Consider the following 12,326-nt stretch of genomic DNA (forward strand, 5'->3'; position numbering starts at 1 on the left):
GACTGGAATCTGGCATCAGCGATGGTGATTGAGGGGAAAGCCGGCCTGCAATTTATGGGTGACTGGGCAAAGGGCGAATTTGTCAAAGCCGGTAAGAAGCCGGGCGAGGACTTCGTTTGTATGCGTTACCCGGAGACACAGGGCGCTGTAACTTTTAACTCCGATATGTTTGCGATGTTCAAGGTTGCGGAAGACAAAGTTCCGGCACAGTTGCAAATGGCTTCCGCGATTGAAAGCCCGACCTTCCAGTCCGCTTTCAATGTCGTCAAAGGCTCAGCACCGGCACGTACGGATGTACCGGATACCGCCTTTGATGCCTGCGGTAAAAAGGCAATCGCCGATGTGAAGGAAGCCAGTGAGAAAGGCACAATGCTTGGCTCCATGGCGCATGGCTATGCCAATCCTGCTGCTGTTAAAAATGCGATTTACGACGTTGTAACCCGCGAATTTAACGGAGAGCTGACTTCGGAAGAAGCCGTGAAAGAGCTTGTGGCAGCCGTTGCTGCCGCTCAGTAAACTGATTGCAAAACCGGAGGCTGCCTTTGCGCAGCCTCTGTGACCCGGCACAGATTGTGGCCGGACATTTATACTGACAGAATTTTAGTTTTGATTTTGATGCGCCTGTCCGGTTGTCTGGCCGGATATGTGCCAAGTGTGGTGATTGACCATGAATAGCCGCAGCTGGTTGCAGGAGCTGTTGCCAAAACTTGTCTTGGCTCCGAGCTTTTTTATTATCCTGATTTTTGTGTATGGCTTCATTGCCTATACGGGGCTTCTGTCACTGACAGACAGTAAGATGCTGCCATCCTATAATTTCGTAGGATTGGAGAATTATTCCAAGCTCTGGGCACTGCCGCACTGGTGGCGGGCAATTTCCAATCTGGCGATTTTCGCGTCGCTTTATATCATTATCTGCTCGGTAATCGGGCTGTTTCTGGCGATTATGCTGGATCAGAAGATACGCGGCGAAGGGTTTCTGCGCCCGATTTATCTTTATCCGATGGCGCTGTCCTTCATTGTAACCGGCACGGCATGGAAGTGGTTTCTCGATCCGGGTATCGGACTTGAACATACGATGCAGGTCTGGGGCTGGGAAAGCTTTCAGTTCAACTGGATCAAAGACCGCAATTACGCGATTTACTGTGTGGTGATTGCAGCTGTCTGGCAGTCATCCGGTTTTATTATGGCGATGTTTCTGGCCGGACTTCGCGGTGTGGATAATGAAATCATCAAAGCTGCGCAGATTGATGGTGCATCGACATTCACGACCTATCGCCGGATTATTATCCCGATGATGCGGCCGGTCTTCCTGTCGGCTTTTGTGGTGCTCGCGCATCTGGCGATCAAGGCCTATGACCTTGTTGTTGCCCTGACCGGCGGCGGCCCCGGACAGGCAACTGAAGTGCCGGCAACCTTTATGTATTCCTATACATTTACCCGCAATCAGATGGGGATCGGTGCTTCATCGGCGATTATTATGCTGGCGATGATTTTCTCGATCATCATCCCGTATCTTTATGCGGAAATTCGCGGAGGGAAGCGCTGATGAGTGGTTCTGACAATCCGCAAAATGCAATCTCGCATAAAAGGCTGACGCGGGCGCTGATCTATACGTTGTTGCTGATCTTCGCCGTTTATTATCTGCTGCCGCTTTATGTGATGGTGGTCAATTCTTTCAAGCCGCTGGAGGAAATCCGGCAGGGCGGCATGCTCAATCTGCCGCAAAGCTGGACGATCGAGCCGTGGCTGTCTGCATGGTCTACAGCGCAGATCGGTGTGCAGCCAACCGGCGTGAAACCATTCTTCATCAACTCGATTTTGATGGTGGTGCCTGCCGTTGCGATTTCAACCATTGTCGGTGCGCTCAACGGCTATGTGCTGACCAAATGGAGTTTTCGCGGTTCGAATATTTTCTTCGGATTGCTGCTTTTGTCCTGCTTCATTCCGTTTCAGATTGTGCTGATCCCGATGGCGCGCATTCTCGGAATGCTGGGGCTCTCCGGTTCAATCTGGGGGCTTATCATGGTGCATGTCATCTATGGTCTTGGCTTCACAACTCTGTATTTCCGGAATTATTACGAGGCATTTCCGACGGAGCTGGTGCGTGCCGCTCAGATCGACGGGGCAAGTTTCATGCAGATTTTCCGGCGTATTCTGTTGCCGTCTTCAGGGCCGATTATCGTGGTTTCGGTCATCTGGCAGTTCACGAATATCTGGAATGACTTTCTGTTCGGTGCGTCATTTTCCGGTGCGTCATCCACGCCGATGACGGTGGCGCTGAATAATCTCGTCTCATCCTTAACGGGGGTGAAGGAATATAATGTTCATTTTGCAGCGGCGATCCTCGCCGCGCTGCCAACGCTGATCGTTTACATCGTTTCCGGCCGCTATTTTGTACGTGGTCTGATGTCCGGTGCTGTGAAGGGATAAAGCATGTCATTTCTTAAAATCACAAACCTTCGCAAGTCATACGGGGCTGTAGAAATTCTCAAGGATATCAGTCTTGAGGTTGAGGAGGGCGGTTTTCTGGTGCTTGTCGGGCCGTCCGGCTGCGGAAAATCCACTTTGCTCAACACGATTGCCGGACTGGAGCCGATCAGCTCAGGTGATATTGCCATTAATGGTCAAGCGGTAGCTGATCTGCCGCCGTCCAAACGTGATATTGCCATGGTATTTCAGTCCTATGCGCTTTATCCGAATATGACGGTTGCCGGAAATATCGCATTCGGCATGGAAGTGCGCGGCGTTCCGAAAGACGAACGTGAAAAGGCCATTCGCGACGTATCGGAAATGTTGCAGATCGGGCATTTGCTGGATCGCAAACCCAGCCAGCTTTCCGGCGGTCAGCGCCAGCGTGTGGCAATGGGGCGGGCGCTGGTGCGCAATCCGCAGGTCTTTCTGTTCGATGAACCATTATCCAATCTTGATGCCAAGCTGCGTGTGGATATGCGCACGGAGATCAAACGTCTGCATCAGCGCATGAAAACCACAATCGTTTATGTGACCCATGACCAGATTGAAGCGATGACACTGGCAACAAAAATTGCCGTTCTCAAAGACGGGATTTTGCAGCAATTCGGCACTCCGGCAGAAATTTATAACAGTCCGGTCAATATGTTCGTTGCGGATTTTATGGGCTCACCAGCCATGAATTTGCTGACAGCAACTGTAGAAAACAGTGCGCAGGGGCTGCAGATTTCACTTGAGCGGCCAGATAGCGACCCACTGAAACTGCCGGTGCCTGCGGGGCAGCGGGAACTGGGGAGCTATGCCGGTAAACAAGTGATCTTTGGTATCCGTCCTGAGGCGCTGACTGATCCTGACGGCACAGACCGTAATGCGGGCACTATCGCGGAAGGTGACTGCCACATTGAGGTTGTGGAACCGGCAGGATCAGACACTTTTGCGGTGACCAAGCTCGGTGGTAAGGAAGTGGTGGCGCGTTTGCGGGCAGATGCGCATATCCATGCAGGGCAAACCGCGCGGCTGGCCTTTAATCTGGATAAAGCCGTGTTTTTTGATCCGCAAACACAACAGCGTATTGCGTGAGATGAACGCATGAGTGTTTCTTCATCAAAGCAACCGGATATTGTCATTATCGGTTCAGGTATCGGCGGGGCAACAGTCGCTTCAGGGCTGGCGGCGAGCGGCGCTGATATTCTGATCCTTGAGGCTGGCGGGCACTTGCCGGACAGACCGGAAAATCGTGATCAGGCGGCAATCTTTCAGCGCGGCTTTTTCCGGCCAGATGAGTTTTGGTATGAGAAAAGCAGCCGTGCAGGCGGATATACAGCTTTTAATCCCGGTAATTATTACAATGTCGGCGGCAATTCAAAATTCTATGGCGCGGTGCTGTTGCGTTACCGCGCCGAGGATTTTGAAGAGATGCACCACAGGGAGGGTGTGTCTCCTGCATGGCCGTTCGCCTATGAAGAGCTTGAGCCGTGGTATTCTGAGGCCGAGCAGCTTTATCAGGTGCGGGGGGCTGCGGGTGAAGATCCGACCGAGCCGTTTCATTCGCAAGCCTATGCCTTTCCGTCTGTACCTGAGGAGCCTGCGATTGCTAAGGTAAGGGCACGGTTGAAGGCTAATGGCTTGCAGCCGTTTTCACTGCCTCTGGGTGTGGATGTGGAGCGTTGGTTGCGCAAGGCCAAAACGCCGTGGGATGCGCATCCCAATTGCGATGATGGTAAAATGGATGCTGAAACGACTGCGCTGGCCAAAGCCTTGCAGCACTCCAATATCCGCTTGCAAACCGGTTCACGGGTTACAAAACTGAATACAGTTGCTGACGGCAGGCATATTGAAAGTGTCTGTTATGTGAAAGACGGCACTGAATATCGTTTGACGCCGAAACTGGTGATCCTGTCTGCGGGAGCGGTGCAATCTGCCGCTCTGCTGCTGCGCTCAGCCAATGGGCAGAACGTTCAGGGATTGGCCAATTCCTCAGGGCAGGTTGGCCGTAACTTCATGAACCATAATGCGAGTGCGGTTCTGGCCGTATCGCCATGGTATAAAAATACGTCCGTTTATCAAAAGACTTTCGGCCTCAATGATTTTTATCTTTCCGATGGCGAGGGTGGCGCACCTTTAGGGAATGTGCAGCTTCTTGGACGTGTTTCCGGACAGATTCTCAAAGCCAGCCTGCCGCAAGTACCGCTATGGATGCTGAACAAACTCTCCGCTCATGCCATCGATTTCTACGCGATGAGCGAGGATCTTCCGCATCCGGACAGCCGGATTATGGTGGATGGCGAGCGCATCATCATGCAGTGGCAACGCACCAATTGGCAGGCGCATCTTGATCTGGTGAAAAAGTTGAAGACAGTGCTGAAGGCCGCTGGATTTCCGCTCGTTTTGTCCCGTGTTTTTGACAAGCGCACGCCGTCACATCAATGCGGAACGGTGCGGATGGGGAATGATCCGGCACAGGCACCGCTGGATGTTTTTTGCCGTGCCTATGACCATCCCAATCTGTTTGTGGTTGATGCATCTTTTCTGCCGACATCTGCGGCGGTGAACCCTGCACTCACAATTGCTGCGCAGGCGTTGCGTGTGGCCGCACATATTTCTGCAAAGGATTTGCAGTTATGACAGTTACACAACGTCCCGTTGCTTTGATTACCGGCGGCCGTCGCGGTATTGGCTTCGCGACTGCCAAAGCACTTGCGCAGTCGGGATTTGATATTGCGGTCACCGGAATAGAGGCCGCTCAGACTGACGATCCTGTACTCGCGGAACTCGGTGCGCTGGGTGCCGATGCGCATTACTGGCAGTCGGATTTGTCTGATACCGGTCAGCATCAAACAATTGTTGATGCTATATTTCAGCACTTTGGCACAATTGACTGCCTTGTGAATAATGCGGGTATCGGCTCTGTTATACGCGGGGATTTTCTGGAGTTGCGGCCGGAAAACTTTGACGCGGTTATGAATGTTAATCTGCGGGGCACGATCTTTTTTACGCAGGCTGTTGTCCGTTCAATGCTGGCGGTGAAGCATAGCCAGAAAGCCCTTACAATCATTAATATTACCTCGGTTTCCGCATCTGCCAGTTCACCCGAGCGGCTGGACTATTGTGTCAGCAAGGCAGGTCTGTCGGCTTTCAGTCAGGGACTGGCATTACGGCTTGCTAAGAGTGGTATTGCGGTTTTTGAAGTTCGTCCCGGCATTATCCGCACAGATATGACTGCAAAAGTCTCAGAAAAATATGATGCGCTAATTGCTGAAGGGCTGGTGCCTGCCGGTCGTTGGGGAGAGGCGGCGGATATCGGAGCGATTTGTGCCGGTCTTGCTTCCGGTGCCATGCATTTCGCCACGGGAACAGTGATTGCTGCGGATGGCGGCCTGTCAATTGCGCGCTTCTGACGTGCATTTCTGAAATGACCTGATTTAAGGATCAGAACCATGCGTTATGATTATATTATCACCGGTGCGGGGCCTGCCGGTTGTGTTCTGGCAAACCGCTTGTCAGAAGACCCTGATGTGAAGGTTTTGCTGTTAGAAGCCGGTGGCAATGATCGCAATCCGTTGTTTCATATGCCTGCAGGCTTTGCCAAGATGACCAAAGGTGTTGCCAGCTGGGGGTGGGAGACTGTTCCGCAAAAACATATGAAGGGGCGGGTGCTGCGCTATACGCAGGCTAAAGTCATTGGTGGCGGCTCGACGATTAATGCCCAGCTTTATACACGCGGTAATGCTGTGGATTATGATCTCTGGGCTGAGGAAGACGGTTGCAAAGGCTGGAGCTATCGCGAGGTTCTGCCCTATTTTAAGCGTGCTGAGGATAATCAGCGTTTTGCAGATGATTACCATAGTTATGGCGGGCCGCTTGGCGTGTCGATGCCGGTTTCTGCCTTGCCGATTTGCGATGCTTATATCCGCGCGGGGCAAGAACTGGGTATTCCCTATAATCATGATTTTAACGGTAAAACACAGGCCGGTGTTGGGTTCTATCAGCTGACACAACGCAATCGCCGCCGCTCTTCGGCAGCACTTGCTTATCTTGAGCCGGTGAAAAACCGCAAGAACCTGACAATCTGGCTCGGCGCAGCTGTAACGCGTATTGTGCTGGAGGGATCACAGGCAGTTGGTGTGGAAATTGCCACGACCAGAGGCACAGAGATTATCCGTGCCGAGCGCGAAGTGCTGGTGTGCTCCGGCGCTATCGGTTCGCCGAAATTATTGCTGCAATCGGGTATTGGTCCTGCGGATCATCTGAAATCTGCCGGTGTTGCGGTTCAGCATGATCTGGCCGGTGTGGGGTCCAATATGCAGGATCACCTTGACCTGTTTGTGATTTCAGAATGCACAGGCGATCATACCTATGACAATGTTGCCAAGCTGCATCGCACATTGTGGGCAGGGCTGGAATATGTGTTGTTCCGCTCAGGGCCGGTGGCTTCCAGCCTGTTTGAGACCGGCGGATTTTGGTATGCAGACCAGCAGGCACGTTCGCCGGATATCCAGTTTCATCTTGGTCTCGGCTCTGGTATTGAGGCCGGTGTCGCAAAACTCAAAAATGCCGGCGTCACACTCAATTCCGCCTATCTGCATCCGCGTTCGCGCGGCACGGTGCGGTTGCAGTCGGCTGACCCTGCTGCTGCGCCGCTGATTGACCCGAATTACTGGTCTGATCCCCATGATGTTAAAATGTCGATTGAAGGATTGAAAATCGCACGCGAAATTTTCGATCAGGCGGCTTTGAAACCTTTTATTCTGGCTGAAAAACTGCCGGGTAAGCAGGTGGTGAGCGATCAGGACTTGTTTGATTATGGCTGCGCCAATGCGAAAACTGATCATCATCCGGTAGGCACCTGCAAAATGGGAACGGGTGAGGATGCCGTTGTTGGTCTTGATCTTAAAGTTCATGGGTTGGAGGGGCTGCGTGTCTGTGACAGTTCGGTGATGCCACGCGTGCCGTCCTGCAATACCAATGCGCCGACAATTATGGTGGGGGAAAAAGCGGCGGATATTATCCGTGGTTTGCCGCCATTGCCTGCCGCGATTTTTGCCGATGAGCGCAATGATTTCCGTCCGCGTGCACGCACACAAATTCACTAGAGCATTTCGGGTTTATTTTGAATCATAGAAATACTCTGTCTTTTTGTTTTTATGCGTATCTTATCCAAAAACCGCTTCACACTTTTCGGGATACGCTCTAGAGCGGCTTTCGTCCAGATTGGATCATAGCGCTCGCTCTAGTTTCTTTATTTGGTCGCATTATCACGGGCGTCAAGTTGATCCAACTTGACTGTGAAATGCTCTAGGAGCCCTTATGATTCGTCACTGTGTATTCATTCACTTTAAGGCATCGGTTTCACAGGCTGAGAAGGATGTGATTTTTGCAGAAATCGCGGCTTTAAAATCTCGTTTAAAAGGACTTCTCGCCGTGCATATTGGCAAGAATGTCAGCCCTGAAACCGGTATGGATAAAGGTTATTCGGAAGGTTTTATTGTGGATTTTGCTGATGCTGAATCCCGTGATACCTATCTTGCTGATCCTGAGCATCAGAAAACCGGCGCGAAAATTGTGGCTGCGGCACAGGGCGGTACAGATGGTGTGCTGGTCTATGATCTGGAAATAAAAGCGATTTGAACATTGTTATTTTTTGCAGCTGTTTTTGATCTGCTTGCACAATTTATTTTTGCTTTATCATGATATTTATTAAAAATGCCCGCTGAATACTTCGTACGGAAGTTGACCGCCTGCCATAATCATCTATTTTCTCAATAGATTCTTAATTTATCGGCAAGGGGCATGCCAGCTTATGCGTAATATTGCACTTCTCACCACTACAGCACTCTCCGGTTTGGCTATGATGTGCAATGCAATGGCTGCAGATGTGACGCAGCCTCAATATATTGCCGAAGATGGCTGGAAGATTATCGTCAGTCCTTATGTTTGGGGTGCTTCGCTCAAAGGTAAATCCGCGCTGGCCGGTATTCATACGGATGTAAATATCCCGTTTTCAGAGATTTTTGATAATCTTGATATGGCTGTGATGGGTAATGTTGAGATTGTTAAAGGCCCGCTGGGTTTTTATATTGACGGTCAATATGTTTCCACGACACAGGACGAAAACCTGTTTGCCAATGAGCTGGCTCTGAATGTGAAGACAACCTCGATCGCCGGTGGTGCATTCTATCGCGTTTACGAGCAGGAGCTGGGTGGCGTAACCGTTTTCAACGATCCGCAGCGTTTTACAGTTGAGCCGACAGTGGGTGTACGCTGGACAAAAATCAAAGCCGATCTTGCCGTCGGAAGATTCAGCGTTACCAAAAAAGCAGAATGGACAGATCCGTTTATCGGTGTGCGTTTGAAAACTGACCTGAACGAACGCTGGAATCTGTCCGGTGAGGCTGATATCGGCGGTTTTGGCGTCGGCTCCAAACTCAGCGTGAATGCGCAGGCCTATCTCGGCTACCGGACTTTCCTGTTTGACCGCCCGACCAATCTGCGCATTGGCTACCGCGTTCTGTCGCAGGATTATCAGGGTGATGGTTTTACCGGACACACTTTTAAATGGGATGTCGTGCAGCACGGGCCGGTTCTCGGTCTGTCCATGCGGTTCTGATCTTATTAAAAAAAGCGGGGTTTTCTGATGTTTCTGCACCGTAAAGCGGTTCGTTCCGCGCTTGTGGCTAAAACAGTTGCATTGTCCTTATTCGCTTCGCCGCTGATCGCGGAAGCCTGCACCCGTGTCGTCTATCAGGGTGCAAATGATGATGTGATCACAGCACGTTCCATGGACTGGAAAGTGGATGTTGCGACCAATCTCTGGCTGTTTCCGAAGGGCATGAAGCGGAATGGCGAGGCCGGTGAAAACTCGATTGAGTGGACATCGAAATATGGCAGCGTCATTGCTTCGGGCTATGATATTGCGACCACAGATGGTATGAATGAAGTCGGGCTTTCTGCCAGCGTTTTGTGGCTGGTGGAATCCGAATATCCGGAATTCACAAAAGATAAGCCCGGCCTGACAATTGCGGCATGGGCGCAATATGTACTTGATAATTACGCAACGGTGGAAGAAGCCGTCGCCGCGCTGAAGACTGAACCCTATACAATTGTTACCGATAAGGTTCCGGGGGAAAGCAGACTGGCAACGCTGCATCTGGCTATTTCTGATGCGAGCGGTGACAGCGCAATTATTGAATATATCGACGGTAAGCAGGTTATTCATCACAACCGTAAATATCAGGTCATGACAAACTCTCCGACTTTTGACCAGCAGCTGGCGCTGAACAGCTATTGGCAGCAGATCGGCGGCACAGTCATGCTGCCGGGCACCAATCGTGCCGCAGACCGTTTTGCCCGCGCATCATTCTATATTAATGCCATTCCGAAGAGCGAAAATCCGGATGTGGCACTGGCAAGCGTGTTTGGCGTTATTCGCAATGTATCGGTGCCATACGGTATTACAACGCCGGATCAGCCGAATATCTCTTCCACACGCTGGAGAACTGTGGCCGATCAGAAGCGCAAACTCTATTTCTTCGAGTCTGCACTGACACCCAATACATTCTGGGTTGACCTGAAAGGCATGGATTTTTCCGCTGAAACCGGCAAGGTCAAAAAGCTCGATCTGGGTGAAAATCAGACCAATGTCTTTGCCGGCAATGTGAATGAGCAATTTAAAGAAGCAGAGCCGTTTCAGTTTCTCGGGCTTGAATAGGCGCTTTCATTAGCACTGAAACGAAAAAGGCCGTTCTGCAGACATTGCGAACGGTCTTTTTTGCGGGCTGATATGCCCATGCGAAAGCAATCGGCTTAGCCGGTGGGGTTGCGGTTTTGGCCGAGGCTTTGCTGGTTGAGCACCACCTGATTGCGGCCGTTGGCTTTTGCCTGATAAAGGCTCTGATCCGCCATGCGGATGAGCTGCGCAGTGGTCAAAAGGCCTGAAGAAAGGGCGATGCCGATGCTGATTGTCAGCGGATAAGGCTGATCCGGCAAAGGCATGAAATTGATTGCCTCAACATTTTTGCGCAATTGTTCGGCAATATCTTGCGCCTCAGCCATTTCAGTATTGCTGAGGAGTACAGCAAATTCTTCACCGCCGATACGGCCGATAAGATCGTTTGTCCGTAATGAAAACTGCAGAGCACTGACAATTGCTATCAGGGCTTTGTCACCGGCGTGATGACCGTAAAGATCATTGATGTTTTTAAAATTATCGGCGTCTATCACCAGCAATGCTGCTTGCGTGCAGTTTTTGTTGGCGTGTTTGACCTGCTCGAGAAAAGCATTTCTATTCAGAAGACCGGTCATGCTGTCAGTGTCAGCGCGTATCTGTAACAGCCGGTTTGCTTCATACAGCTCGTCTGTCGTCTTTTTCAGTTTTGCATTTTGTATAAAAATATACATGCTGATCGGAAAACCGGTTAGCACAGGCAGTATTGAATTCATCAAAAAGACAAAAGCTGTGAAGGGCTGACCGGATGCATAACGGATGCTGAATGAAAATATCTGACTTAGCGCGACCACTAAAGCAGTCACGAATGTTGCTCTTAAGAGAATTTGATACACATCAGCCCCCGAACCATTGTTCAGATTGCTCTTAAGCAGCTTCCCGAATTATGACCAGTAAGTTTGCCTGATTATGAAGGCAAGTTTTTTAAAGTGCTTTTTTATTTTGAGAGCATATTGGTTCTGTTTTAAATTAGATAATTCAAATATTTAGTGATTTTTTTAAAGGTAGTAATTTATGCTATTTACAGCAGGAGTATATTCAAAATAATTTATGCTGATTTTGATTTTTGTGAGAGCTAATGACTATGGCTGGCTTCGAAATTAAACCTCTGTCTTATGATAATTCGTACATCACACAGCTGTGCGATCTTCTGATCGAAACAGTCGCCAGTGGCGGTTCAGTCAGTTTCATGCATCCTCTTGAGCCGGAAACGGCAGAGGCATTCTGGCAGGGGGCGATGGGTTCTGCGCAGAACGGTGAGCGAATTATTCTCGGTGCTTTTGATGGCGAGAAACTTGCCGGTACAGTCAGTCTGGTTCTGGTGCAGACGGCTAACCAGCCGCATCGTGCGGAAATCAGCAAGCTGATGACATCTGTTTCCAGTCGTGGGCGCGGTGTGGCGACATTGCTGATGCAGACAGCCGAAGCTCTGGCATTACAGCATGGCCGCACACATCTGATGCTTGATACGGCAAGTGACAGTCTTGCTGTATCGGTTTATGAGCGGCTGGGATTTAAACGGGTTGGTGAAGTGCCGGATTTTGCACTGGATCCTTTCGGCACTTTGACCGGCACGATCTATTTCTGGAAAGACCTGAAATCTGTTTAGAGTGAGTTTTGTGCGCCTGATCTGGTGCAGGGCACTCTAAAACATGTCGCGGAAAAACGGGTACCGTTTTTTCCGGTAATGACATGCGCAAAAACAAGAATCCGGAGCGAACGCAGTGGATGCAATTAAACGCACGCGCTCTAGTCCTGCTCGACAGTGACTTCGACATATTCCGGATGAATGTCTACGCGTATCAGCGGTGTGCCATTCTCAATAATCGCACGGTCGCGGTCAGAGAGAGAGCCTTTGGTGAGCATTTTCTCCAGCCTTGCACGGTTTGCCTTGTCATTAAAAAACACGTCGGATTCATCTTCCGGATCCATTTTTCCGAAAATATAAAAATTGGCGCGATCCTGACGGATAATCGTGGCTGCGGAGTTCAGAGCTACGCTCGATGAGTTGTAATGGTCCTGTTTGCTGAGGCGGGCCTTGTATGTATCAATGGGCTGCGCCCAGACATTCGTAGTCATACCCAGTGCCGCAACAGACAAAAACACCATTCGCAACATATTGCTCCCCCATAGT

At 50.5% G+C, this 12,326-nt stretch carries 12 protein-coding genes and 1 pseudogene; 11 read left to right on the top strand and 2 right to left on the bottom strand.

Annotation, left to right across the window (positions count from 1 at the left end; translation table 11 throughout):
- The 10 genes and pseudogenes from HBA93_RS12260 to HBA93_RS12305 form a co-directional block, all read left to right on the top strand.
- Positions 1-516, top strand: a pseudogene (locus HBA93_RS12260) (sugar ABC transporter substrate-binding protein); the annotation flags it as partial.
- A 151-nt stretch (positions 517-667) separates the two neighbouring features.
- The gene (locus tag HBA93_RS12265; protein WP_121993117.1) at positions 668-1,546 is read left to right on the top strand and encodes a carbohydrate ABC transporter permease; all 879 of its coding nucleotides are present in this window, start codon (positions 668-670) and stop codon (positions 1,544-1,546) included.
- Complete coding sequence (locus tag HBA93_RS12270) at positions 1,546-2,430, top strand: carbohydrate ABC transporter permease (protein WP_221723450.1); 885 nt, start codon at positions 1,546-1,548, stop codon at positions 2,428-2,430. Before HBA93_RS12265 ends, HBA93_RS12270 begins: the two co-directional genes overlap by 1 nt.
- 3 nt (positions 2,431-2,433) lie before the next feature.
- Positions 2,434-3,549 carry an ABC transporter ATP-binding protein gene (locus HBA93_RS12275; protein WP_221723451.1) on the top strand — a complete coding sequence of 372 codons (1,116 nt, stop codon included), beginning with the start codon at positions 2,434-2,436 and terminating at the stop codon, positions 3,547-3,549.
- Positions 3,550-3,558: 9 nt separating this feature from the next.
- A complete protein-coding gene (locus tag HBA93_RS12280; RefSeq protein ID WP_221723452.1) occupies positions 3,559-5,094 on the top strand; it encodes an FAD-dependent oxidoreductase in 1,536 nt (511 codons plus the stop codon).
- Positions 5,091-5,867 (top strand): 3-ketoacyl-ACP reductase, encoded by a 777-nt coding sequence (locus HBA93_RS12285; RefSeq protein WP_221723453.1) that lies wholly within the window; start codon positions 5,091-5,093, stop codon positions 5,865-5,867. The genes HBA93_RS12280 and HBA93_RS12285 overlap by 4 nt, the downstream gene beginning before the upstream one ends.
- A gap of 39 nt (positions 5,868-5,906) precedes the next feature.
- The gene (locus tag HBA93_RS12290) at positions 5,907-7,562 is read left to right on the top strand and encodes a GMC family oxidoreductase (RefSeq protein WP_221723454.1); all 1,656 of its coding nucleotides are present in this window, start codon (positions 5,907-5,909) and stop codon (positions 7,560-7,562) included.
- Positions 7,563-7,776: 214 nt separating this feature from the next.
- A complete protein-coding gene (locus HBA93_RS12295) occupies positions 7,777-8,097 on the top strand; it encodes a Dabb family protein (protein WP_221723455.1) in 321 nt (106 codons plus the stop codon).
- A 172-nt stretch (positions 8,098-8,269) separates the two neighbouring features.
- Positions 8,270-9,076, top strand: a complete 807-nt coding sequence (locus tag HBA93_RS12300; RefSeq protein WP_221723456.1) for a hypothetical protein — start codon at positions 8,270-8,272, stop codon at positions 9,074-9,076.
- Positions 9,077-9,103: 27 nt separating this feature from the next.
- Positions 9,104-10,177: a linear amide C-N hydrolase gene (locus HBA93_RS12305; RefSeq protein ID WP_122092770.1), complete on the top strand. Its 1,074-nt coding sequence runs from the start codon at positions 9,104-9,106 to the stop codon at positions 10,175-10,177.
- A gap of 95 nt (positions 10,178-10,272) precedes the next feature.
- Here the strand turns inward: HBA93_RS12305 and HBA93_RS12310 are convergent, their stop codons facing one another.
- A complete protein-coding gene (locus tag HBA93_RS12310) occupies positions 10,273-10,866 on the bottom strand; it encodes a GGDEF domain-containing protein (RefSeq protein ID WP_286201906.1) in 594 nt (197 codons plus the stop codon).
- A gap of 410 nt (positions 10,867-11,276) precedes the next feature.
- Here HBA93_RS12310 and HBA93_RS12315 point away from each other — a divergent pair, with 410 nt between their 5' ends.
- Positions 11,277-11,801, top strand: coding sequence for a GNAT family N-acetyltransferase (locus HBA93_RS12315; RefSeq protein ID WP_221723458.1), 525 nt, complete (start codon positions 11,277-11,279; stop codon positions 11,799-11,801).
- 140 nt (positions 11,802-11,941) lie between these two features.
- Here the strand turns inward: HBA93_RS12315 and HBA93_RS12320 are convergent, their stop codons facing one another.
- The gene (locus HBA93_RS12320) at positions 11,942-12,301 is read right to left on the bottom strand and encodes a hypothetical protein (RefSeq protein ID WP_221723459.1); all 360 of its coding nucleotides are present in this window, start codon (positions 12,299-12,301) and stop codon (positions 11,942-11,944) included.
- Positions 12,302-12,326: the final 25 nt, after the last annotated feature.

Source organism: Ochrobactrum sp. SFR4, assembly GCF_019730395.1.
Taxonomy (GTDB): domain Bacteria; phylum Pseudomonadota; class Alphaproteobacteria; order Rhizobiales; family Rhizobiaceae; genus Pseudochrobactrum.